Source organism: Serratia sp. TSO36, from assembly GCF_057808395.1.
Genome location: NZ_JBJZOU010000005.1, coordinates 1 through 21,221 on the forward strand (window position 1 = coordinate 1; position 21,221 = coordinate 21,221).

Here is a 21,221-nt window from a genome sequence, read left to right on the forward strand (position 1 = left end):
GGAAAAGATAGAATGGCTAAGGGGCAATCTTTGCAAGATCCGTTCCTGAACGCATTGCGTCGTGAACGTGTTCCGGTTTCTATTTATTTGGTGAATGGTATTAAGCTGCAAGGCCAGATTGAGTCTTGTGACCAGTTTGTCATCCTGTTGAAGAACACGGTTAGCCAGATGGTGTACAAGCACGCTATCTCTACCGTTGTCCCGTCTCGCCCGGTCTCGCATCACAGCAACAACCCGAGCGGCGGTTCAAGCAACTATCACCATGGCAACAATCCGTCTGCGCAGCAACAGCCGCAGCAGGAAAGCGATGACGCTGAATAAAGCGCGTTGCAAGTCAACCATGACGGGGAGCATAAGCAGCCGCGGGCTGTTTATGTCCCCCAAACTCACGGTGAGTGTCCGTTTGAGAGGTTGCACGCTTGTTTGACCGTTATGAAGCCGGTGAGCAGGCCGTACTGGTTCATATCTATTTCTCGCAAGACAAAGATACGGAAGACCTCAACGAGTTCGAATCGTTGGTTTCCTCAGCCGGTGTCGAAGCTTTGCAAGTGGTGACCGGTAGCCGCAAAGCCCCGCATCCGAAGTACTTTGTCGGCGAAGGAAAGGCCGAAGAAATTGCAGATGCGGTGAAAGCCAGCGGCGCGTCTGTTGTCCTGTTTGATCATTCCCTTTCCCCGGCGCAGGAAAGAAACCTCGAGCGCCTGTGCGAATGCCGGGTGATCGATCGCACCGGGCTGATTTTAGACATCTTCGCCCAGCGTGCCCGCACCCATGAAGGTAAGCTGCAGGTGGAGCTGGCGCAGTTGCGTCACATTGCCACGCGTCTGGTACGCGGCTGGACGCACCTGGAGCGGCAAAAAGGGGGGATTGGCCTGCGTGGGCCGGGGGAAACCCAGCTTGAGACCGACCGTCGCCTGTTGCGCGATCGCATCAGCTTGATTCTGCGCCGCCTGGAGCGGGTAGAAAAGCAGCGTGAACAAGGCCGACGCGCGCGGACCCGCGCCGATGTGCCGACCGTATCGCTGGTTGGCTACACCAACGCCGGCAAATCCACCCTGTTTAACCGAATAACGTCTGCCGAGGTGTATGCGGCGGATCAGCTATTTGCCACCCTGGATCCTACGTTGCGGCGCATTGACGTGCCGGACGTGGGGGATACCGTGTTGGCGGATACCGTAGGCTTTATCCGGCACCTGCCGCACGATCTGGTGGCCGCCTTCAAGGCAACGCTGCAGGAAACGCGCCAGGCATCTCTGCTGCTGCACGTCATCGATGCCGCAGATCCGCGCGTCGATGAGAACATCGAAGCGGTGAACACCGTGCTGGCGGAGATAGACTCGGATGAAATCCCTACACTGTTAGTGATGAACAAAATAGATATGCTGGACGATTTTGTGCCGCGTATCGACCGCAACGACGAAAACCTGCCGATCCGGGTGTGGCTGTCCGCCGCCAGCGGAGAGGGTATTCCGTTGCTGTATCAGGCGTTGACGGAGCGCTTATCGGGGGAGATCGCGCATTACAAATTGCGCTTACCGCCACGGGCAGGCCGTCTTCGCAGCCGTTTTTACCAGCTTCAGGCGATTGAAAAAGAGTGGAACGAGGAGGACGGCAGCATTGGCGTGGTGGTGCGAATGCCGATCGTCGAATGGCGTCGTCTCTGCAAGCAAGAACAGGACCTGATTGACTTTATCGTATGATCATATCCTGTTACATTTATGCTTCGCGAAAGCCTGAAGTACCCAATCACAGAATATGGAGCTAAAACATGGCGTGGAATCAGCCCGGTAATAACGGACAGGACCGCGACCCGTGGGGGAGCAGCAATAACAATGGCGGCAACTCTGGCGGTAACAACAAAGGCGGTCGTGATCAAGGGCCACCTGATTTGGACGATATCTTCCGCAAACTGAGCAAGAAATTGAGCGGTTTCGGCGGGGGCAAAGGCTCCAACAGCAATAGCGGCGGCACCGGCACCTCTGGTCCGGGCTTCAGCGGCCGCATTATCGGTATCGCGGCGGTGGCCGTGGTGGTGATTTGGGCCGCCAGCGGCTTCTACACCATCAAGGAAGCCGAGCGCGGCGTCGTGACGCGTTTCGGCAAGTTCAGCCACCTGGTGCAGCCGGGCCTGAACTGGAAGCCGACCTTCATCGACGACGTGCGTCCGGTGAACGTGGAATCCGTGCGCGAGCTGGCGGCGTCCGGCGTGATGCTGACCTCCGATGAAAACGTGGTGCGCGTGGAAATGAACGTGCAGTACCGCGTGACCAACCCGGAAGCGTACCTGTTCAGCGTCGTCAATGCCGACGACAGTCTGAGCCAGGCGACCGACAGCGCCCTGCGCGGCGTGATCGGCAAATACTCGATGGACCGCATCCTGACCGAAGGCCGTACCGTGGTGCGTAACGATACGCAGCGCATGCTGGAAGAGACCATTCGTCCTTACAACATGGGCATCACGCTGCTGGACGTCAACTTCCAGGCGGCGCGTCCGCCGGAAGAGGTGAAGGCATCCTTCGACGATGCGATCGCCGCGCGTGAGAACGAGCAGCAATACATCCGTGAAGCGGAAGCTTACGCCAACGAAGTTCAGCCGCGTGCGAACGGCCAGGCGCAGCGTCTGCTGGAAGACTCCAAGGCTTATAAGGACCGTACCGTCCTGGAAGCTCAGGGTGAGGTGGCGCGCTTTGCCAAGCTGTTGCCGGAATACAAGTCCGCACCGCAGATCACCCGCGAGCGTCTGTATATCGAAACCATGGAAAAAGTGCTGGGCCATACCCGTAAGGTGTTGGTGAGCGACAAAGGCAACAACCTGATGGTGCTGCCGCTGGATCAGATGCTGCGCGGCCAAGGCGCGGCGCCGGAGAGCGGCAACAAGGATACCAGCCTGATTCGCCTCAATCCGAATCCTGCGCCGGCTGCCAACAGCAGCGCCCCGCGCACCAGCGGCGGTTCGATTATGGATCAGCGCCGGGCGAATGCGCAGCGTGACGACACCACTCGCGTAGGGAGAGAGTAATCAATGCGTAAGTCTTTTGTAGTTATTGTCCTCGCGGTGCTGGTGGTGCTGTACGCTTCGCTGTTCGTGGTGCAGGAAGGCCAGCGCGGCATCGTACTGCGCTTCGGCAAGGTTCTGCGCGACGGCGAAAACAAGCCGTTGGTGTATGCGCCGGGTCTGCACCTCAAGATCCCGTTCATTGAGACCGTGAAGAACCTGGATGCGCGCATCCAGACCATGGACAACCAGGCCGATCGTTTCGTGACCAGCGAGAAGAAAGACCTGATCGTCGACTCCTATCTGAAGTGGCGCATCAGCGACTTCAGCCGTTACTACCTGGCGACCGGCGGCGGCGACGTCTCCCAGGCCGAAGTGCTGCTGAAACGCAAGTTCAGCGACCGTCTGCGTTCCGAAATCGGCCGCCTGGACGTGAAAGACATCGTGACTGACTCGCGCGGCAAGCTGATGTCCGACGTGCGTGACGCGCTGAACACCGGCACCGTGGGTGATGGCGAAGAAGTGGCGACCACCGAAGCCGATGACGCTATCGCCTCTGCGGCGGCGCGCGTTGAGCGGGAAACCACCGGCAAACAGCCGCAGGTTAACCCGAACAGCATGGCGGCGCTGGGCATCGAAGTGATCGACGTGCGTATCAAGCAGATCAACCTGCCGGCCGAAGTGTCCGACGCCATCTACCAGCGTATGCGCGCCGAGCGTGAAGCGGTAGCCCGTCGTCTGCGCTCGCAGGGCCAGGAAGAAGCCGAGAAGCTGCGCGCCAGCGCGGACTACGAAGTGACCCGCACCCTGGCGGAAGCCGAGCGTCAGGCGCGTATCACCCGCGGTGAAGGCGATGCCGAAGCGGCCAAGCTATTCGCCAACGCGTTCAGCCAGGATCCGGACTTCTATGCCTTTATCCGCAGCCTGCGTGCCTATGAAGCCAGCTTCAAGGACAACCAGGACGTGCTGGTACTGAGCCCGGACAGCGATTTCTTCCGCTACATGAAGTCGCCTGATACCCTGCGCAAGTAAGCGCGGCAGGCAATCTGATCGAGGGCCCGTTTACGCGGGCCCTTTCTCGTTTTTGGGGGATGCATGAACTCAACGATTTGGCTGGCGCTCGGGCTGGTTCTGGTGTTGGAAGGATTGGGGCCGATGCTGTTTCCGCAGGCCTGGCGCAAAATGATTGTGGCGATGTCGCAGTTGCCGGACGCGACGCTGCGGCGATTTGGCGGTGGAATAGTGGTTGCGGGCTGCGTGATCTACTACATGTTGAGCGGCCGCACGGGTCTTTAAAGTCTAGCCCAAAATTTATGCAATCGTATGCTAAAAGTGCTGAAAATCGAAAATTACGGTGGTAGAATCCATTTTTAAGCAATCGGTGATTTTGAAAAATGGGTAAGAACGTCGTCGTACTGGGCACCCAATGGGGTGACGAAGGTAAAGGCAAGGTTGTAGACCTGCTGACTGAACGGGCTCAATATGTTGTGCGCTACCAAGGTGGCCATAACGCTGGCCACACTCTGGTAATCAACGGTGAAAAAACCGTTCTTCATTTAATTCCTTCAGGTATTTTGCGTGAAAACGTCACCAGCATCATCGGCAACGGTGTTGTTCTGGCGCCGGACGCGTTGATGAAAGAAATGGGTGAACTCGAAGCGCGTGGCATCCCGGTACGCGAACGTCTGTTACTCTCTGAAGCTTGCCCGTTGATCCTGCCTTACCACGTTGCGTTGGATAACGCGCGTGAGAAAGCGCGCGGCGCAAAAGCGATCGGCACCACCGGTCGCGGCATCGGCCCGGCTTACGAAGATAAAGTCGCTCGTCGCGGTCTGCGCGTCAGCGATCTGTTCAACAAAGAAACCTTCGCCGTTAAGCTGAAAGAGATCGTCGATTACCACAACTTCCAGCTGGTCAACTACTACAAAGTTGAAGCCGTCGATTATCAGGCGACGCTGGACTACGTGCTGTCTATCGCCGACATCCTGACCGCCATGGTGGTTGACGTTTCCGAACTGCTGGACGGCGCGCGCAAGCGTGGCGACCTGATCATGTTCGAAGGCGCTCAGGGCACCCTGCTGGATATCGACCACGGTACTTACCCGTACGTCACCTCTTCCAACACCACCGCCGGCGGCGTGGCTACCGGTTCCGGCATCGGCCCGCGTTATGTGGACTACGTGCTGGGCATCGTGAAAGCTTACTCCACTCGCGTGGGTGCAGGTCCGTTCCCAACCGAGCTGTTCGATGAAACCGGCGAGTACCTGTGCAAGCAGGGTAACGAGTTCGGCGCCACCACCGGCCGTCGTCGTCGTACCGGCTGGCTGGACGCGGTAGCGGTGCGCCGCGCCGTGCAGATCAACTCCCTGTCCGGCTTCTGCCTGACCAAGCTGGACGTCCTGGACGGCCTGAAAGAAGTGAAGATCTGCGTGGGTTACCGCATGCCGGACGGCCGTGAAGTGGACACCACTCCGCTGGCGGCTGAAGGCTGGGAAGGCATCGAGCCTATCTACGAAACCATGCCGGGCTGGAGCGAAACCACCTTTGGCGTGAAAGAGCACAGCAAGCTGCCTCAAGCTGCGCTGAACTACATCAAGCGCATCGAAGAAGTGACCGGCGTACCGGTAGATATCATCTCTACCGGCCCGGATCGCAGCGAAACCATGATCTTGCGCGACCCGTTCGACGCATAATCAGGCTTTGCGGCATTAAACAAACCGGGCGCGTCCCGGTTTGTTTTTATCCTGACTCCCTCCGATTGCGGTTTCACGTCAAAAAATCCTTTCATAAACCCGCCTTAGGGCGCGGGATTCGCTAAATAATTAGCGACGAACTCTCCGGCTGGTTTATTATCCAATGAGTAATCTTTTGAATAGCGCCGAAAAGCGGCGTATCAGACGGGTAAAACGATACCCAGAGGTAAGATGTGCAGTTAACAAGTTTTACTGATTATGGCCTGCGGGCGTTGATCTACATGGCCTCGTTGCCGCAGGACAAGATGACCAGCATCTCGGAAGTGACCGAGGTTTACGGCGTGTCTCGCAACCATATGGTGAAGATCATCAATCAGTTGAGCCGGGTAGGTTTTGTCACGGCGGTGCGCGGCAAGCATGGCGGCATTCGCTTGGGCAAACCGGCCGAGAGCATTCGCCTCGGCGACGTGGTACGGGCGCTGGAGCCGCTCGCGCTGGTTAACTGCAGCAGTGATTTTTGCCACATCACCCCTGCCTGCCGATTGAAGCAGGTGCTCCACCAGGGCGTACAGAATTTCCTTGAAGAGCTGGATAAGCATACGTTGGCCGACATGGTCGAAGACAATCCGCCGCTCTACAAGCTATTGCTTGTCGAATAAAACGACGTTGAGAAGACAAGGCTCAACGTCATCCTGCTGATGACAACGGAGGAACCGCAATGTCACAAGATCCATTCCTGGAACGAGAAGCAGAAAAATACGAATCCCCTATCCCCAGTCGTGAATATATCCTGGCCCATTTGGCGAAAAGAGAAACGCCGGCCAGCCGCGAAGAACTGGGCAACGAACTGGGCCTCAGCGGTGAAGAGCAGCTGGAAGCGCTGCGTCGCCGCCTGCGCGCCATGGAGCGCGATGGCCAGTTAGTGTTTACCCGCCGCCAGTGCTACGCGCTGCCGGAACGTCTGGATCTGCTGCGCGGCACGGTGATCGGCCACCGCGACGGCTACGGCTTCCTGCGCGTTGAAGGCAGCAAAGACGATCTGTACCTGTCTGCCGAACAGATGAAAATGGCGATCCACGGTGACGTGGTGCTGGCGCAGGCGCTGGGCGCGGATCGCAAAGGGCGCCGCGAAGCGCGCATCGTGCGCGTGCTGGTGCCGAAAACCAGCCAGATTGTCGGCCGCTTCTTCATGGACGCCGGCACCGGCTTCGTGGTGCCGGACGACAGCCGTCTGAGCTTCGATATTCTGATCCCGGCGGACAGCGTCAGCGGCGCGCGCATGGGCTTTATGGTGGTGGTGGAGCTGACTCAGCGCCCGACCCGCCGCACCAAGGCGGTCGGCAAGATCGTCGAGATCCTCGGCGACAAGATGGGCACCAGCATGGCGGTGGACATCGCGCTGCGCACCCATGAGATCCCGCATACCTGGCCGCCGCAGGTGGAAAAACAGGTGGCCGATCTCAGCGAGCAGGTGCCGGAAGCGGCCAAGAAGGGCCGCGTCGATCTGCGCAAACTGCCGTTGGTCACCATCGACGGTGAAGACGCACGCGACTTCGATGACGCCGTGTACTGTGAGAAGAAACGCGGCGGCGGCTGGCGCCTGTGGGTGGCGATCGCCGACGTCAGTTACTACGTGCGCCCGCGCACCGCGCTGGACGACGAAGCGCGCAGCCGCGGCAACTCGGTGTACTTCCCGTCGCAGGTGATCCCGATGCTGCCGGAAGTGCTGTCCAACGGGCTGTGCTCCCTGAACCCGCAGGTCGATCGCCTGTGCATGGTGTGCGAGATGACCATCTCCGCCCAGGGGCGCCTGTCCACGGCCAAGTTTTACGAGGCGGTGATGAGCTCGCACGCCCGCCTGACCTACAACAAGGTGTGGCACATTCTGCAGGGCGATCAGGAGCTGCGCGAGCACTACCATCCGCTGGTCAAGCACCTGGAAGAGCTGCACGCGATGTATAAGGTGCTGGATAAGGCGCGCGCCGAGCGTGGTGGCATCGCGTTTGAAACCGAAGAAGCCAAGTTCATTTTCAACGCCGAGCGTCGCATCGAACGCGTGGAGCCGACGGTGCGCAACGACGCCCACAAGCTGATCGAAGAGTGCATGATCATGGCCAACGTGGCGGCCGCGCGCTTCGTCGAGAAACGCAACGAGCCGGCGCTGTACCGCGTGCACGATCGTCCGAGCGACGACCACATCTCCGCGCTGCGCAGCGTGCTGAGCGAGCTGGGGCTGACGTTGGGCGGTGGCAACAAGCCGCAGCCGAAGGACTATGCGGTGCTGATGGATGAAGTGTCCGAGCGCCCTGACCACGAAATGCTGCAAACCATGTTGCTGCGTTCGATGAAGCAGGCGATTTACGATCCGGAAAACCGCGGCCACTTCGGCCTGGCGCTGGCGTCTTACGGCCACTTCACCTCGCCAATCCGTCGTTATCCGGATCTGGCGCTGCACCGCGCGATCAAATATCAGCTGGCCAAAGAACACGGCGAGCCGAAAGAGCGCTGGACGCCGACCGGCGGCTGGCACAGCGAATTCGAAGAGATGCTGCAGCTGGGCGAACACTGCTCGATGACCGAGCGCCGCGCGGACGAAGCGACGCGCAACGTCGCCGACTGGCTGAAGTGCGACTTCATGCAGGATCACGTCGGTGAAGTGTTCAGCGGCATCATCTCCAGCGTGACCGGCTTCGGCTTCTTCGTGCGCCTGAACGATCTGTTCATCGACGGGCTGGTGCACGTATCAACGCTGGATAATGATTACTATCGCTACGATAATATCGGCCAGCGCCTGATTGGCGAATCTTCCGGCACCGTCTATCGCCTGGGGGATACGGTGGAGATCCGCGTGGACGCGGTGCATATGGACGAGCGCAAGATCGACTTCGCGCTGGTGTCCAGCACCCGCAAAGCGCGCGGTGAAGGCAAAACCGAGCGCGATCGCGCCAAGAAGGGCGGCCAGCGCACGCTGCGCGACAACGGCAGCGCGGGGCGCGGCAAGCGCCGCGGCGGCAAACCGCCGGCCAACTTCGAGCCGGACAGCGCCTTCCGCAAGCAGGATGACGCCAAGCCCGCGGACAACGTGAAGAAGGCGAAAAAGAAAGCCAAGAAAGCGTCCGACAAAACGCGGAAAATCGCGGCGGCGACCAAAGCCAAACGCGCAGCCAAGAAGAAAGGTGCCGAGCAGGCTTAACCTGCCGCACATCGTTATCATCGGCCGGTTATCGCCGGCCGCACGAATTTAAAAGAGCATCATGAGCGAAATTATTTACGGCATTCACGCCGTCAAAGCCCTGTTAGAGCGCGATCCGCAACGCTTCCTGGAAGTGTTTATCCTGAAAGGCCGCGAAGATCGCCGCCTGCAACCGCTGATCGCCGAGCTGGAAGCGACCGGCATCGTGATCCAGGTGGCGAACCGCCAATGGCTGGATGACAAGGTTGAAGGCGCGGTGCACCAGGGGATCATCGCCCGGGTGCGCGAAGGGCGTCAGTATCAGGAGAACGATCTGCCGGGCCTGCTGGAAAGCGTGGAGACACCGTTCCTGCTGGTGCTGGACGGCGTGACCGACCCGCATAACCTCGGCGCCTGCCTGCGCAGCGCCGACGCTGCCGGCGTGCACGCGGTGATCGTGCCGCGCGACCGTTCCGCCCAGCTGAACGCCACCGCCAAGAAAGTGGCCTGCGGCGCCGCCGAAAACGTGCCGCTGATCCGCGTGACCAACCTGGCGCGCACGCTGCGTCTGCTGCAGGAAATGAACGTCTGGGTGGTGGGCACCGCCGGCGAAGCCGACCATACGCTGTATCAGAGCAAAATGACCGGCCCGATGGCGCTGGTGATGGGCGCGGAAGGCGAAGGCATGCGTCGTCTGACCCGCGAACACTGCGACGAACTGATCAGTATCCCGATGGCCGGCACCGTCTCTTCGCTGAACGTGTCGGTCGCCACCGGCATCTGCCTGTTCGAAGCGGTGCGCCAGCGCGGCTGATTCTTCTGACGGGGGCTTAGTGCTCCCGTTAATTCCCCCTCTTGTGATCCCGCCTGCGGCAGAAATCTCTGCGCCGACCATACTTACTCCTGACGCTTTTCTCAGGGAGCACTCTCATGGTCTGGACTACGCACACCGTTTTTAACCAACCCAAGCCGCTGGGCAACAGCAACCTGTTTCTCTCCGATACGCCGCTGCGCGAAGCGTTGCAGCGCGAGCAGGGCGGCTGGGACGCCGAGGTATTGGCCTCGCTGGGCCAGCAGCTCGGCACCCAGGAGTCGCTGGAGCTGGGGCGCCTGGCCAATGCCAACCCGCCGGAGCTGCTGCGCTACGACGCCACCGGCCAGCGGCTGGACGACGTTCGCTTTCACCCCGCCTGGCATATCCTGATGCAGGGGCTGATCGCCAACCGGGTGCACAACCTGCCCTGGCAGGAGGATGCGCGCATCGGTTCCTTCGTGGCGCGCGCCGCGCGCTTTATGCTGCATGCGCAGGTCGAGGCCGGCACGCTGTGCCCGGTGACCATGACCTTCGGCGCTACGCCGCTGTTGCTGCAGGCGTTACCGGCCGAGTTTCGCTCATGGCTGACGCCGCTGCTGTCGGATCGTTATGACGCTCACCTGCTGCCGGGCGGGCAAAAGCGCGGCCTGCTCATCGGCATGGGCATGACGGAGAAACAGGGCGGCTCCGATGTCCTGAGCAATACCACCACCGCCGCGCCGCTCGGCGCGCGCGGGCCGGGTGAAGCCTACCGGCTGGTGGGGCACAAGTGGTTCTTCTCGGTGCCGCAGAGCGATGCGCACCTGGTGCTGGCGCAGGCCGAAGGCGGGTTGTCCTGTTTCTTCCTGCCGCGCATTTTGCCGGACGGCAGCCGCAACGCCATTCGCCTGGAGCGATTGAAAGACAAGCTGGGTAACCGCTCCAACGCCAGCAGCGAAGTGGAATTTCAGGACGCCACCGCCTGGCTGCTGGGGGAGGAGGGTGACGGCGTGCGGCATATCCTGAAGATGGGCGGCCTGACCCGTTTCGACTGCTCGCTCGGCAGCCACGGCCTGATGCGCCGCGGGCTGTCGGTGGCGCTGTATCATGCGCTGCAGCGGCAGGCGTTCGGCAAGCTCTTGATCGAACAACCGCTGATGCGCCAGGTTCTGGCGCGCATGGCGCTGCGGCTGGAAGGGCATACCGCGTTGCTGTTCCGGCTGGCCCGCGCCTGGGAGAGCCGCAGCAATGAGGGCGAGCTGATTTACAGCCGTCTGCTAACCCCGGCGGCCAAATACAGCATCTGCCGCCAGGGCATGCCGTTCATCGCCGAGGCGATGGAGGTGCTGGGCGGCATCGGCTACTGCGAAGAGAGCGAGCTGCCGCGCCTGTATCGCGAGATGCCGGTCAACAGCATCTGGGAAGGTTCCGGCAACATCATGTGTCTGGACGTATTGCGCAGCCTGCACAAACTGCCGGGCGCGCTCGAGATGCTGCAGTTCGAACTGCAGCCGGTGCGCGGCCAGAATCGGTTGTTCGATCATGCCTGGCGGCAGTGGCAGCAGCGCGCCCGGCAACCGAGTGAGGAGATGGGGCGGCTGCTGACCCAGCAGCTGTTCGATCTGTGCTGCGCCGCGCAGCTGCTGCAGCACGCCAGCCCGCTGGTAGCCGACGCCTGGTGCCATCTGACGCTGGATCACCGCGGCGAGAGCCTGCTGTCGGCCGAGGTGTGCGAACTGCTGCTGAACCGCGCCATCGGCGGTTAGGGAAAAGGGTGGCGCGCGGCGGCGAAAACCTTTTTAATTCAGTCTCACTCTGACAGGAAAATGCACATGGATATTCTCAGCGCGTTGGCGGCGTTCGCCTCTTACTTCTTCAGCGGTTTCGCCATGGTTTTGGTGTTTCTGTTCGTCTATACCCGCATCACCCCGCACGACGAATGGGCGCTGATCAAGGCCGATAACCAATCCGCCGCCTTTGCTTTCATCGGCGCTTGCCTGGGGTATGTGATCCCGTTGGCCAGCGCGGCGATCAACTCGATCAGCCTGCTGGATTACCTGCTGTGGGGCGTGGTGGCGCTGGTGGTGCAACTGCTGTTGTTCGCGGCCGTGAAGATCTACATGCCGCGCATCAGCGACAAGATCGAAGCGAACCACCTGGCCGCCGGGATTTTCCTGGGGGGCGTCTCCGTCAGCGGCGGCGTGTTGAATGCGGCTTGCATGAGCTACTAAAGGTATAAGATGGCCGAGGCGCGCCAGCCAAGCGGGTGCGCCTGTTCTTCCATCCGCAGGATGCGGTAATAGCTGGCGCCGTGCTGGCCGGCGGTGCGGGCGATGGCCTGCTCCGCCTCCTGCGGTGAACCGGGCAGATCGTTAAAGGTGATCTCGGCGATTTCACTGAGCGGCGTCACGCGATCGGCGGGCGCCAGTTCGGCGGACTGTGCGCCGGTGCTGAGCAGCCCTACTGAAAGCAGGAGGGAGGTGAGTGCGGTGGAGCGTTTCATGGCGTTCCCCTTCGTCAGATCCTGAATCGCACCCGCAACATGCGGCATGCTGTCCGCCAGTGTGCAACACCCTACTTCAGCCTGTGCAAAGTCAGTGTAAATCTGCTTAAAAAATCCCCGTCTTACCGATACAGGATTGCCTGGGAATACCATTGGCCCGGCACGATGGTTTCGCTGTTCATGATGATCACGTAATACCGGGCGCCGGCGGCGGTGGCCTTGCGCTGGATCTCCGCTTCCACGTCCATCGGGCTGCCGCGCACCACGGCGGTGACGGTGCCCATTTTCACCAGCTCGGCTGTCTGCGCGCGCACGATCTCCTGCGCCTGTGCGGTGGGCGGTGGCGGCGGTTTCGGCGTGGTGGTCATGATGCCGCAGGCGGAAAGCTGTGCGGCCAGCGTCAGGGCGATAAGTGTGCGGACAAGCGTCATGATGACCTCGAAAGAGCCGGTACGATGGCTTCAGTGTAACGCAATATAAGCTGGAACAGATTGAGCTAACGCTGGCTGGCGCAAGTTTGTCATGATGAATGCCAACAGGTGCGTTGAGGATGAACGGATGATCGAAATTCATGACGAGCGGGCGGGCGATATCGCGGTGATCCATGCGGTGCCGGCGGGGCAGTATCATCGGCCGTTGCCGACGGTGTTCTTCTGTCATGGCTATACCTCGTCGAAAGAGGTGTACGCCTACTTCGCCTATGCGCTGGCGCGCGTCGGTTTTCGGGTGGTATTGCCGGATGCCGATCGGCACGGCGAGCGGTTCGATGGCGATGAGGCGCGGCGTCTGGCCACGTTTTGGGAGATCCTGCGCAGCAATATCGACGAGCTGCCGCAGATCAAGGCGCATTTTGAGCGGCTCGGCCAGATTGCCGACGGGCGTATCGGCGTCGCCGGCGCCTCTATGGGGGGCATGACCGCGCTTGGCGTCTTCGTGCGCTTCCCGTGGGTCCGGGCGGCCGCCAGCCTGATGGGTTCCGGCTATTACCGTTCGCTGGCGCAAACGCTGTATCCGCCGTTGGGCGCAGAGGGCGAGGCGCTCTCGCCGGCGGCGTTTGCGGCGCGCACCGCCGTGCTGGCGGAATATGAGCTGGAGGGGCGTTTGGCGGCGATCGCCGGGCGGCCGCTGTTGCTGTGGCACGGCGAGACGGACGACGTGGTGCCGGCGGCGGACAGCCTGCGTTTGGCGGCTGAACTGCGCCGGCAAGGTGCGGACAGCCGTCTGACGTCGCTCGTCGAACCGGGGGTGAAGCACCGCATCACGCCGCTGGCGCTGTCCGCCACGGCCGACTTCTTCCGCCGTGAGCTGTAATGCTCCGCCGGGTGCGATGCAGGGAATTGCACCGCTCTGTGCCTGCTGTTTCGGCCATCGTATGGCCGAATAAAGGGCAGAATGCCAGCGTGAATTCTTTCAGGGCAGCAAGGAGCAAAGGGCATGATAAAAAACATCGGCAGTGCGGCCGGTTTAATGGGAACGATGAAAGCACGCGCCGAGCTTAACTCAGCGGCCTTCAGCGAGATGTTGGGGGCCGCCGACGGCAAGGCGCGGCAAAACAAGGCGAATCCGCTGTCGCGCATCACCGCGCAGACGATGCAAAACGTGACGGCGCTGTTCGCCTCCGCGGCGAAAGCGGCGCCCACTCACCCCGTGGCAGCCGGTACGCTCTCATTCGAGCAGCGAGCGACCCTGACCGAAAGCGCAGAGCTGCTGCAAACGCGAACGAACTATCTGCGGACGGCGCTGCAATTGCATAATCCGGGCAAGGCGTTCAGCATGCCGGCGCTGCTCAAGTTCTGATGAGGAAAGCGGAGCGCCCAACGGGCGGCGCTCCGGTGCGGACTGAACGGGCTTTCTGATGAAGCCCTGGGGATTTCCCTGGCGTGGCTTGTCTCTTTAGCGATACAGCTCGGCGCTGACGTGCATCGTGCTGTTGTCGCCCGGTTCGTGCAGGGCGATGATGCGATAAGAGGTCGCGCCGCGTTGATCGGCAATTTTACTGACCTGGCTGCTGGCGTCATCCGGCGAAACCACGTTCTGGTTCAGGGTGACGAAGCCGACGCTCTGGCGTTGATCGGCCTGGTGCGACGTGATCTCCGTGGCGGCCATTACGTTGGCGGAGAACAGGGCGGCCAGCGCCGTTGCGAGAATGATGCGTTTCATAGTGCCTCTCTTACTTTTTGCCGTTACGGCCTGACAGCGAGTGTCGCTGCGGCAAAAAGTCATTTATCTGCATTGAATAACCTGGAATCTTTTTCGTCGCGCTGTCTGCGGCGGATATGGTTAATTTTAGACCGTTGCGGCGGATTAAAAAGCGGGGTCTTTTGATGGCCTCTTTCAAAAAAAGTGAAATAGATTTGTGACTCAGCGCTGATTTCATTGAAAGATTTTTGAAACCGATGGATCGGCGTACATAGGTTCTCCCACGAGCAAATCGTGCTATTTCCCATAACGCCTCGCATTAACGCGAATAAAACCCACGCAGTCCTTGAGTTTCCCGCCCTGCGTCAGTATGATTACGCGTCATTTTTCAGCCGCACACTAAACACGTTCCTTGCTTCCATGGGCCGCGGTTGACCCTGACAGGAGGCTGAATAATCCGTAAGGAGCAATTCGATGCGTCATTACGAAATCGTTTTTATGGTCCATCCTGACCAAAGCGAACAGGTTCCGGGCATGATCGAGCGTTACAGTGCTACCATCACTAACGCGCAAGGTCAGATTCACCGTCTGGAAGACTGGGGCCGCCGTCAGCTGGCTTATCCGATCAACAAACTGCACAAGGCTCACTACGTTCTGCTGAACGTTGAAGCGCCGCAGGAAGCGATCGATGAGCTGGAAACTAACTTCCGCTTCAACGACGCCGTTATCCGCAGCATGGTTATGCGCGTTAAGCACGCGGTAACTGAAGCATCTCCGATGGTTAAAGCGAAAGACGAACGTCGTGGCGATCGCCGCGAAGACTTCGCTAACGAAACCGCAGATGATGCAGATGCTGGGGATTCTGAAGAGTAATTGCCGCCGTGACGGCTAATCGTCTGGTTTTGTCGGGCACTGTGTGCAAGGCGCCGGTTCGAAAAGTGAGTCCTTCCGGGATACCGCACTGCCAATTTGTGCTAGAGCACCGTTCGCAGCAGATGGAAGCCGGATTCAGCAGACAAGCATGGTGCCGAATGCCCGTGGTTGTCAGCGGACAACAGTCACAAGCACTAACTCAAAGATTAACGGTCGGCAGTCAGATTACCGTGCAAGGCTTTGTAAGCTGCCATCAAGGGCGCAACGGGCTGAGCAAATTGGTTCTGCATGCCGAGCAGATTGAATTGATAGATTCTGGAGACTAGCCAAATGGCACGTTATTTCCGTCGTCGCAAGTTCTGCCGTTTCACCGCGGAAGGCGTTCAAGAGATTGACTATAAAGACATCGCTACGCTGAAAAACTACATCACCGAAAGTGGTAAAATTGTACCGAGCCGTATCACCGGTACTCGTGCAAAATATCAGCGCCAGCTGGCCCGTGCTATCAAGCGCGCGCGCTACCTGTCTTTGTTGCCGTACACTGATCGTCATCAGTAATCGGCCACTGTCCATTAACGACTTTGAGAGGATAAGGTAATGCAAGTTATTCTGCTTGATAAAGTAGCAAACCTGGGCAGCCTGGGTGATCAAGTTAACGTTAAAGCGGGCTACGCTCGTAACTTCCTGGTACCACAGGGCAAAGCTGTTCCTGCTACCAAGAAAAACGTTGAGTTCTTCGAAGCACGCCGTGCTGAACTGGAAGCCAAACTGGCTGACGTTCTGGCTGCTGCTGAAGCTCGCGCAACCAAGATCAACGAACTGGGTTCAGTCACCATCGCTTCCAAATCTGGCGACGAAGGTAAACTGTTCGGCTCTATCGGCACCCGCGACATCGCTGACGCAGTGACTGCGGCAGGCGTTGAAGTTGCCAAGAGCGAAGTTCGTCTGCCGAACGGCGTTCTGCGTACCACTGGCGAGCACGAAGTGCACTTCCAGGTACACAGCGACGTGTTCGCACAGCTGAATGTAGTTGTGGTTGCAGAAGCGTAATTTACGCTGCTGTTAACCCGGTTAAAACGCCAGCCTCGCGCTGGCGTTTTGCTTTTCTGCGCCCGGCAAAACGCGCTACGCTTGAAGACGGGATAAAAAGGAGAGCGTGCGATGGCAAAGATTACGCTACAGCGGGTTTACGATTTCAGCGCGCCGGCGCCGGAACACTGTTATCTAATAGACAGGCTATGGCCGCGCGGCATCAGCAAGGCGCGGCTGACGGGCGTGCAGTGGCTGAAACAGGTGGCGCCGGATGATGAGCTGCGCAAGTGGTTCCATCAGCATACCGACCAGTGGGCGGTCTTCGAGGCGCGTTATCGCCAACAGCTGGCGGCCAACGACGCCTGGCGGCCGCTGGTGGCGCTGTTACGGCAGGGGCAAGCGCTGACGCTGCTGTATGGCAGCAAAGATACCGAGCACAACCAGGGCGTGGTGCTGCGCGAGTTTTTGCTGGCGCAGCTGTAGGGATTAGCGTTCCCGGCGGTAGCTGCCGTCGGCCTGGCGGCGGAACAGCGCCTGGCTGTTGTCCACCGTGGTCACCGACAGCGCGTTAATCATGCCGTTGGCACCGCGTTCGATGCGCACTTCCTGGCCGGCTTTCATGTTGCTCAGCGGCTTGTCGCCGCCTTCCACCTGCGCCATGGCGAACACTTCATTCACCGGCAGATTGTTGTCGCGAAACAGCTGAGCCAGGGTCTGGCCGGGCTGGATCTGATAACGCTGCCAGTTGCCCGCCGGCGTCGGTTCGTTGGCTGGAGTGGCGCCGCCGCCGTTTTGCCGCTCGGCCTGCAGCGGCACGCTGGTTTCCTGCTGGGATACCGGGAACGGCTGTCTTTCGGGCGAGTAGGGCCACAGCAGGGCCAGCAGCAGGATAGCGCCGAAAATCAGCACCCAGCGGCGGTGAAAGTAGGGCAGCGGCTCCATCCAATGGAAACCGTCCGGCAGATGCCAGACTTTGGCCAGCAGCGCTTTGACCAGCTGCATTTTGTCGTTGGCCGGCGGTGGCTCCGATGGCGGTTCCGCGCCTTCAGACGTGGGTGCGGCGCCCGGTTTCAGGCGCTGGCTGACGTTCAGCCAGGTGCGCAGCAGCGGCTGGTAGATGCGGGTGGTTTTCCTTCTCCTGGGCGCGATTCTGCCCATGGTGACCTCTCTTCGACGGCGTAATAATGAGCGCGGCGCGGCAAGCGCGTCGCCTGCCCGATATCCTGCTTTCAGTATAGTCCGCTAACTGATTGAAGTGAAAGGCGGCTGAGCGGCAGGGCCGGGGTTTGCGGCTGCGGGCGTTAACAGAAGGTTATTGTTTCTTTTTCTACGACAAAAGTCATCATTCTCCACACAAGATTTTACCCGGCATTGACGCGCTGTTATGCTGCGCTTTCGACTTTTTACAGACTTAAGGAAAACCCCATGACAACCCCTTCTTTTGACAGCGTTGAAGCGCAAGCAAGTTACGGGATTGGTTTACAGGTCGGCCAGCAGCTGCAAGAGTCCGGGCTGGAAGGTTTGCAACCGGAAGCTTTGCTGGCGGGCCTGCGTGACGCGCTGGAAGGGAATGCCCCGGCGGTTCCGGTAGACGTGGTGCACCGTGCGCTGCGTGAAATCCACGAGCGTGCGGACGCGGTGCGCCGCGAGCGCCAGCAGGCGATGGCCGTGGAAGGCCAGAAATTCCTGGACGACAACGCCAAGCGCGACGACGTGACGCTGACCGAGTCCGGCCTGCAGTTCTCCGTGCTGGAGCAGGGCAACGGCCCGATCCCGTCCCGTCAGGACCGCGTGCGCGTGCACTACACCGGTCGTCTGATCAACGGCGACGTGTTCGACAGCTCGGTCGAGCGCGGCCAGCCGGCAGAATTCCCGGTCAGCGGCGTGATCCCAGGCTGGATCGAAGCGCTGACCCTGATGCCGGTCGGCTCCAAATGGCAGCTGTATATCCCGCACAACCTGGCCTACGGCGAGCGTGGCGCTGGCGCGTCCATCCCGCCGTTCAGCGCGCTGGTGTTCGACGTCGAGCTGCTGGAAATCCTGTAATCCCACCGAGGATTGCTCCGGGCGCCTTCGTGGCGCCCTTATTTTATGCGCCGCGCAGCGCGCGCGGGAACAGCAGATTGTTTTCCAGGCTGATGTGCTCCATCAGATCGCCGATAAACTCATCGATGCCGGTGTACAGCGCTCGCCAGGTGGTGCAGGCGCCCTCCGGCGGCGTCACGTTATCGGTGAGGAACTTCACCACTTCCAGCTGCTCACCCGCCTCGTCGTGCTCATGCTCCATCACCGAAATCGGTCCGGCGGCCTGCGGCCCCATGCCCTGTTTGATCAGCGGGAACAGGACCTGTTCCTCTTTCATCATGTGATTCTCCAGATCCAGGCGGATCAGGTTCAGCTGCTTCGCCAACCCGCGCGGGCAGCTGGGTTTGTCGCCGTGCACGCGTTCGACTTTTTCCGCCATCAGCACCAGTTCTGCCAATTGCTCGCGGTGCCGCTGATGAAAGCGCGGCAGAATGTAATCGATCACCTCACCGAGCGGCGCTGTGCGCCAGTCCCGGCTTTGTTCCGGCGTGGCGGCGAGTGCGGCCAGCGCGTTCTCCAACTGGTCGATGTCCAGCCCTTTACGCTCGGCGGCGCGCGCCAGCGACTGCCGGCCGCCGCAGCAGAAATCCAGCTGATGCTGGCGAAACAGTCGGGATGCCCGGGGAATGGCGATGGCGAGCGCGCCAAGGGATTGGTTGCGGTAATCCATGGTAGTGCCTCTTTAAACGAAGGAATTTTATAACATGCATTTTAAATGCAATTTAAAGGGCGCGCCAGTGGGAAAATAGCGAAGATGGCCGGGGGATTGCCCCGGCCGGGTGATTATTTCGCGCTTAAATCGATGCGATAGACCGTGAAGCCGATACGGTCATTGCCCTCGGCGGTCATCGGATATTGAGCGTGCTCCTTGATAAACGCCGTCGCTTTGTCCGACGGCGAAGTCTCGAAGCGGATATCCAGCGGCTGCTGGCTGTTGAAGGTCGCCAAACGCCAGTTGTTGTCCGCCTGCGGATGCACCGCGCCGTGCCGTTGGGTTTCGGCGCTGATGTAGGCCGCCAGCACCGAACGGTTCTCATCCGGCGAAGCGAAGGCGATGTGTTTGTCGCCGGTGCCGGCAAACTTGCCGCCGTAGGCGCGGTAGTTGTTGGTGGCGACCAGGAAGGTGGCGTTCGGATCGATCGGCTTGCCGTTGAAGGTCAGCTGCTTGATGCGCTCCGCCTTGTCGTTGATCAGCTGGCATTCGCCGTCGTAGCGTGCCGGCTGGCTGACGTCGATCTGGTAGTTGACGCCGTCGATCACGTCGAAGTTATAGGTGCGGAAGCCGTCCCAGTTGATCAAGCCCTGCGGCTTGGCGCTGTTGACGTCGATCTGGTTGAACTGGCCGGCGGAGCACTCCAGCCACTCTTTCACCTCTTTGCCGCTGGCCTTCACTACTACCAGGGTATTGGGGTAGAGATAGAGATCGGCGGCGTTGCGGAAGGTGAGCTGGCCCTTTTCCACTTCGACGAAGCTGGCCGGATCGTTCTTGCGGCCGCCGACCTTGAACGGCGCCGCCGCCGACAGCACCGGCAGATCGGCCAGATCCGGATCGCCCTGAATGTAATGTTCAACGTAGGCCTTCTGCGCATTGTTGACGATCTGCACCGTCGGATCGTCCTGCACCAGCGCCAGGTAGCTGTACATATTGCCGTCGGATTTGCCGATCGGCTGGCTGACGAACTCGCGCGTGCCCTTGTGATCGTCCGCCAACACTTTCACCAGCGCGGCGTCTTCCGCCGCCAGCGATTTCTTGTTCTCTTTGTCGTAGATCGGCCGCGCTTCCGCTTTGGCGGCGGTCACTTTCCAGCTGCCGCCATCGTTGTTGAGCTGCAGGTCGACCACGCCGAGATGATCGCCCCATTGGCCCGGCATCACCGCCGGTACGCCGTTCAGCAGGCCTTTATCGATATCCGCGCCTTTGATGTTGGCGAAGTCCTTGCTCGGGAACACCGCATGGGCGTGGCCGAACATGATGGCGTCGATGCCCGGTACCTGGCTGAGGTAATAGACCGAGTTTTCCGCCATTGCCTTGTAAGGCTCGCTGGACAGCCCGGAATGCGGGATCGCCACCACCAGATCGGCGCCCTGTTTACGCATTTCCGGCACGTAGCGCTTGGCGGTGGCGGTGATGTCGTCCACCGTCACTTTGCCCTGCAGGTTAGCTTTATCCCACACCAGGATCTGCGGCGGCACGAAGCCGATGTAGCCGATGCGCAGCGTATGCGCCTTGCCGTCGCGGTCCTTCACCGGCGTATCGACGATGATGTAGGGCGTGAACAGCGGTTTTTGCGTTTTGGCGTCGATGACGTTGGCGTTGATGTACGGGAATTTGGCGCCGGCGATGGCGTTCTTCAGGTAGTCCAGCCCGTAGTTGAATTCATGGTTGCCGATGTTGCCGACCACGTAGTCCAGCGTGTTCATCGCCTTATAGACCGGGTGCACGTCGCCCGGCTTCAACCCCTTGGCCGCCATGTAGTCGCCGAGCGGGCTGCCCTGAATGATGTCGCCGTTGTCCACCAACACCGCGTTGGTAGCCTGTTGGCGCGCCTGCTGGATCAGGCTGGCGGTGCGCACCAGGCCGAACTTGTCGGTCGGCGTGTCCTTGTAGTAATCGAAGTCCATCATGTTGCTGTGCAGATCGGTGGTTTCCAGCACGCGCAGATCGACGGTCGCCGCCTGCGCCGAGGCGCACACCAGCAGCGCAAGCGCGGACAGCGTCAGTGGATGCTTCATCATTTGGGGGCTCTCCATTCCATTATTCGAGTGTTATCGCAGAGGGAAATGTAATTAACATTGCTTGCCACAGTAAACTGTGAAGTGTGGCAGAAAACGGCGGCAGGTAACGCGGGGAAGTTCACAGTTGTGCCCAACAAGATCTGAGGAATTCCCGGGGGTTAGCCGGTTGAGATGGATATTCGGCGTAAAAAAAACTAGTC

General features: G+C 60.2%; 26 protein-coding genes. 19 read left to right on the forward strand and 7 right to left on the reverse strand.

The window, feature by feature from the left end; translation table 11 throughout:
• Nucleotides 1–12 precede the first annotated feature (12 nt).
• From hfq to ACK3CV_RS02215, 11 genes are all read left to right on the forward strand, one after another.
• Nucleotides 13–321, forward strand: coding sequence for an RNA chaperone Hfq (gene hfq / locus ACK3CV_RS02165; RefSeq protein ID WP_489009801.1), 309 nt, complete (start codon nucleotides 13–15; stop codon nucleotides 319–321).
• Nucleotides 322–419: 98 nt separating this feature from the next.
• Nucleotides 420–1,700 (forward strand): ribosome rescue GTPase HflX, encoded by a 1,281-nt coding sequence (hflX, locus tag ACK3CV_RS02170; protein ID WP_086580865.1) that lies wholly within the window; start codon nucleotides 420–422, stop codon nucleotides 1,698–1,700.
• Between the two features lie 68 nt (nucleotides 1,701–1,768).
• Nucleotides 1,769–3,019 carry an FtsH protease activity modulator HflK gene (hflK, locus tag ACK3CV_RS02175; RefSeq protein ID WP_033636782.1) on the forward strand — a complete coding sequence of 417 codons (1,251 nt, stop codon included), beginning with the start codon at nucleotides 1,769–1,771 and terminating at the stop codon, nucleotides 3,017–3,019.
• A gap of 3 nt (nucleotides 3,020–3,022) precedes the next feature.
• Nucleotides 3,023–4,027 (forward strand): protease modulator HflC, encoded by a 1,005-nt coding sequence (gene hflC / locus ACK3CV_RS02180; protein ID WP_004933669.1) that lies wholly within the window; start codon nucleotides 3,023–3,025, stop codon nucleotides 4,025–4,027.
• Nucleotides 4,028–4,090: 63 nt separating this feature from the next.
• Nucleotides 4,091–4,291 carry a DUF2065 domain-containing protein gene (locus tag ACK3CV_RS02185; RefSeq protein WP_004933666.1) on the forward strand — a complete coding sequence of 67 codons (201 nt, stop codon included), beginning with the start codon at nucleotides 4,091–4,093 and terminating at the stop codon, nucleotides 4,289–4,291.
• 98 nt (nucleotides 4,292–4,389) lie between these two features.
• Nucleotides 4,390–5,688 carry an adenylosuccinate synthase gene (locus ACK3CV_RS02190; RefSeq protein WP_033648701.1) on the forward strand — a complete coding sequence of 433 codons (1,299 nt, stop codon included), beginning with the start codon at nucleotides 4,390–4,392 and terminating at the stop codon, nucleotides 5,686–5,688.
• 233 nt (nucleotides 5,689–5,921) lie between these two features.
• Nucleotides 5,922–6,347, forward strand: coding sequence for a nitric oxide-sensing transcriptional repressor NsrR (gene nsrR, locus ACK3CV_RS02195; protein WP_033636784.1), 426 nt, complete (start codon nucleotides 5,922–5,924; stop codon nucleotides 6,345–6,347).
• Between the two features lie 59 nt (nucleotides 6,348–6,406).
• Complete coding sequence (gene rnr, locus ACK3CV_RS02200) at nucleotides 6,407–8,881, forward strand: ribonuclease R (protein WP_015376392.1); 2,475 nt, start codon at nucleotides 6,407–6,409, stop codon at nucleotides 8,879–8,881.
• Nucleotides 8,882–8,942: 61 nt separating this feature from the next.
• On the forward strand, nucleotides 8,943–9,674 hold the full coding sequence (rlmB, locus tag ACK3CV_RS02205; protein WP_004933653.1) for a 23S rRNA (guanosine(2251)-2'-O)-methyltransferase RlmB: 732 nt from the start codon (nucleotides 8,943–8,945) through the stop codon (nucleotides 9,672–9,674).
• 116 nt (nucleotides 9,675–9,790) lie between these two features.
• Nucleotides 9,791–11,419, forward strand: coding sequence for an isovaleryl-CoA dehydrogenase (locus ACK3CV_RS02210; RefSeq protein WP_164038661.1), 1,629 nt, complete (start codon nucleotides 9,791–9,793; stop codon nucleotides 11,417–11,419).
• Between the two features lie 66 nt (nucleotides 11,420–11,485).
• A complete protein-coding gene (locus ACK3CV_RS02215) occupies nucleotides 11,486–11,884 on the forward strand; it encodes a DUF350 domain-containing protein (protein ID WP_033636787.1) in 399 nt (132 codons plus the stop codon).
• Here ACK3CV_RS02215 and ACK3CV_RS02220 read toward each other — a convergent pair.
• Entirely contained in the window at nucleotides 11,881–12,156 is a 276-nt protein-coding gene (locus ACK3CV_RS02220; RefSeq protein ID WP_033638652.1) for a YdgH/BhsA/McbA family protein, read from the reverse strand. The genes ACK3CV_RS02215 and ACK3CV_RS02220 overlap by 4 nt on opposite strands.
• Before the next feature lie 122 nt (nucleotides 12,157–12,278).
• Nucleotides 12,279–12,587, reverse strand: a complete 309-nt coding sequence (bsmA, locus tag ACK3CV_RS02225; protein WP_033636788.1) for a biofilm peroxide resistance protein BsmA — start codon at nucleotides 12,585–12,587, stop codon at nucleotides 12,279–12,281.
• A 127-nt stretch (nucleotides 12,588–12,714) separates the two neighbouring features.
• On the opposite strand from bsmA, the gene yjfP reads away from it, so the two are divergent.
• Together yjfP and ACK3CV_RS02235 are read left to right on the forward strand one after the other, a co-directional pair.
• The gene (gene yjfP / locus ACK3CV_RS02230; protein ID WP_164038658.1) at nucleotides 12,715–13,467 is read left to right on the forward strand and encodes an esterase; all 753 of its coding nucleotides are present in this window, start codon (nucleotides 12,715–12,717) and stop codon (nucleotides 13,465–13,467) included.
• Between the two features lie 123 nt (nucleotides 13,468–13,590).
• Entirely contained in the window at nucleotides 13,591–13,953 is a 363-nt protein-coding gene (locus ACK3CV_RS02235; protein ID WP_086580867.1) for a hypothetical protein, read from the forward strand.
• A 96-nt stretch (nucleotides 13,954–14,049) separates the two neighbouring features.
• Here the strand turns inward: ACK3CV_RS02235 and ACK3CV_RS02240 are convergent, their stop codons facing one another.
• Both ACK3CV_RS02240 and ACK3CV_RS02245 read right to left on the reverse strand, forming a co-directional pair.
• Entirely contained in the window at nucleotides 14,050–14,316 is a 267-nt protein-coding gene (locus tag ACK3CV_RS02240) for a YdgH/BhsA/McbA family protein (RefSeq protein ID WP_033636793.1), read from the reverse strand.
• 10 nt (nucleotides 14,317–14,326) lie between these two features.
• A complete protein-coding gene (locus tag ACK3CV_RS02245) occupies nucleotides 14,327–14,533 on the reverse strand; it encodes a hypothetical protein (protein ID WP_125863085.1) in 207 nt (68 codons plus the stop codon).
• Between the two features lie 236 nt (nucleotides 14,534–14,769).
• On the opposite strand from ACK3CV_RS02245, the gene rpsF reads away from it, so the two are divergent.
• The 5 genes from rpsF to ACK3CV_RS02270 all read left to right on the forward strand — a co-directional run bounded on the left by rpsF (nucleotide 14,770) and on the right by ACK3CV_RS02270 (nucleotide 16,683).
• Nucleotides 14,770–15,168 (forward strand): 30S ribosomal protein S6, encoded by a 399-nt coding sequence (gene rpsF, locus ACK3CV_RS02250; protein ID WP_004933634.1) that lies wholly within the window; start codon nucleotides 14,770–14,772, stop codon nucleotides 15,166–15,168.
• A gap of 8 nt (nucleotides 15,169–15,176) precedes the next feature.
• A complete protein-coding gene (gene priB, locus ACK3CV_RS02255; RefSeq protein WP_049233092.1) occupies nucleotides 15,177–15,494 on the forward strand; it encodes a primosomal replication protein N in 318 nt (105 codons plus the stop codon).
• 4 nt (nucleotides 15,495–15,498) lie between these two features.
• On the forward strand, nucleotides 15,499–15,726 hold the full coding sequence (gene rpsR, locus ACK3CV_RS02260; RefSeq protein WP_000135199.1) for a 30S ribosomal protein S18: 228 nt from the start codon (nucleotides 15,499–15,501) through the stop codon (nucleotides 15,724–15,726).
• Between the two features lie 39 nt (nucleotides 15,727–15,765).
• Nucleotides 15,766–16,218, forward strand: a complete 453-nt coding sequence (gene rplI / locus ACK3CV_RS02265; RefSeq protein ID WP_004933629.1) for a 50S ribosomal protein L9 — start codon at nucleotides 15,766–15,768, stop codon at nucleotides 16,216–16,218.
• Nucleotides 16,219–16,329: 111 nt separating this feature from the next.
• Nucleotides 16,330–16,683, forward strand: a complete 354-nt coding sequence (locus tag ACK3CV_RS02270; protein ID WP_103772861.1) for a DUF488 domain-containing protein — start codon at nucleotides 16,330–16,332, stop codon at nucleotides 16,681–16,683.
• A gap of 3 nt (nucleotides 16,684–16,686) precedes the next feature.
• Here ACK3CV_RS02270 and ACK3CV_RS02275 read toward each other — a convergent pair whose 3' ends face one another.
• The gene (locus ACK3CV_RS02275) at nucleotides 16,687–17,358 is read right to left on the reverse strand and encodes an OapA family protein (RefSeq protein ID WP_060388201.1); all 672 of its coding nucleotides are present in this window, start codon (nucleotides 17,356–17,358) and stop codon (nucleotides 16,687–16,689) included.
• 267 nt (nucleotides 17,359–17,625) lie between these two features.
• Between ACK3CV_RS02275 and bamJ the strand changes: the two genes are divergently transcribed.
• Nucleotides 17,626–18,246: a BamJ family beta-barrel-assembly machinery protein gene (bamJ, locus tag ACK3CV_RS02280; protein WP_004933618.1), complete on the forward strand. Its 621-nt coding sequence runs from the start codon at nucleotides 17,626–17,628 to the stop codon at nucleotides 18,244–18,246.
• A gap of 43 nt (nucleotides 18,247–18,289) precedes the next feature.
• Here the strand turns inward: bamJ and ytfE are convergent, their stop codons facing one another.
• Nucleotides 18,290–18,955: an iron-sulfur cluster repair protein YtfE gene (gene ytfE, locus ACK3CV_RS02285; RefSeq protein WP_164038655.1), complete on the reverse strand. Its 666-nt coding sequence runs from the start codon at nucleotides 18,953–18,955 to the stop codon at nucleotides 18,290–18,292.
• Nucleotides 18,956–19,068: 113 nt separating this feature from the next.
• Entirely contained in the window at nucleotides 19,069–21,021 is a 1,953-nt protein-coding gene (locus ACK3CV_RS02290; RefSeq protein ID WP_060422735.1) for a bifunctional 2',3'-cyclic-nucleotide 2'-phosphodiesterase/3'-nucleotidase, read from the reverse strand.
• Nucleotides 21,022–21,221 lie beyond the last annotated feature (200 nt).

Bases quoted from the DNA above. Each gene is read 5' to 3' on its own strand.
- rpsF (WP_004933634.1), top strand. From the start codon at position 14,770: ATGCGTCATTACGAAATCGTTTTTATGGTCCATCCTGACCAAAGCGAA.
- yjfP (WP_164038658.1), top strand. From the start codon at position 12,715: ATGATCGAAATTCATGACGAGCGGGCGGGCGATATCGCGGTGATCCAT.
- rpsR (WP_000135199.1), top strand. From the start codon at position 15,499: ATGGCACGTTATTTCCGTCGTCGCAAGTTCTGCCGTTTCACCGCGGAA.
- ACK3CV_RS02215 (WP_033636787.1), top strand. From the start codon at position 11,486: ATGGATATTCTCAGCGCGTTGGCGGCGTTCGCCTCTTACTTCTTCAGC.
- bamJ (WP_004933618.1), top strand. From the start codon at position 17,626: ATGACAACCCCTTCTTTTGACAGCGTTGAAGCGCAAGCAAGTTACGGG.
- ACK3CV_RS02210 (WP_164038661.1), top strand. From the start codon at position 9,791: ATGGTCTGGACTACGCACACCGTTTTTAACCAACCCAAGCCGCTGGGC.
- hflK (WP_033636782.1), top strand. From the start codon at position 1,769: ATGGCGTGGAATCAGCCCGGTAATAACGGACAGGACCGCGACCCGTGG.
- ytfE (WP_164038655.1), bottom strand. From the start codon at position 18,955: ATGGATTACCGCAACCAATCCCTTGGCGCGCTCGCCATCGCCATTCCC.
- hflC (WP_004933669.1), top strand. From the start codon at position 3,023: ATGCGTAAGTCTTTTGTAGTTATTGTCCTCGCGGTGCTGGTGGTGCTG.
- rnr (WP_015376392.1), top strand. From the start codon at position 6,407: ATGTCACAAGATCCATTCCTGGAACGAGAAGCAGAAAAATACGAATCC.
- bsmA (WP_033636788.1), bottom strand. From the start codon at position 12,587: ATGACGCTTGTCCGCACACTTATCGCCCTGACGCTGGCCGCACAGCTT.
- ACK3CV_RS02240 (WP_033636793.1), bottom strand. From the start codon at position 14,316: ATGAAACGCATCATTCTCGCAACGGCGCTGGCCGCCCTGTTCTCCGCC.
- ACK3CV_RS02245 (WP_125863085.1), bottom strand. From the start codon at position 14,533: ATGAAATCAGCGCTGAGTCACAAATCTATTTCACTTTTTTTGAAAGAG.
- ACK3CV_RS02185 (WP_004933666.1), top strand. From the start codon at position 4,091: ATGAACTCAACGATTTGGCTGGCGCTCGGGCTGGTTCTGGTGTTGGAA.
- hfq (WP_489009801.1), top strand. From the start codon at position 13: ATGGCTAAGGGGCAATCTTTGCAAGATCCGTTCCTGAACGCATTGCGT.
- ACK3CV_RS02190 (WP_033648701.1), top strand. From the start codon at position 4,390: ATGGGTAAGAACGTCGTCGTACTGGGCACCCAATGGGGTGACGAAGGT.
- ACK3CV_RS02220 (WP_033638652.1), bottom strand. From the start codon at position 12,156: ATGAAACGCTCCACCGCACTCACCTCCCTCCTGCTTTCAGTAGGGCTG.
- ACK3CV_RS02290 (WP_060422735.1), bottom strand. From the start codon at position 21,021: ATGATGAAGCATCCACTGACGCTGTCCGCGCTTGCGCTGCTGGTGTGC.
- rlmB (WP_004933653.1), top strand. From the start codon at position 8,943: ATGAGCGAAATTATTTACGGCATTCACGCCGTCAAAGCCCTGTTAGAG.
- ACK3CV_RS02275 (WP_060388201.1), bottom strand. From the start codon at position 17,358: ATGGGCAGAATCGCGCCCAGGAGAAGGAAAACCACCCGCATCTACCAG.
- ACK3CV_RS02235 (WP_086580867.1), top strand. From the start codon at position 13,591: ATGATAAAAAACATCGGCAGTGCGGCCGGTTTAATGGGAACGATGAAA.
- rplI (WP_004933629.1), top strand. From the start codon at position 15,766: ATGCAAGTTATTCTGCTTGATAAAGTAGCAAACCTGGGCAGCCTGGGT.
- ACK3CV_RS02270 (WP_103772861.1), top strand. From the start codon at position 16,330: ATGGCAAAGATTACGCTACAGCGGGTTTACGATTTCAGCGCGCCGGCG.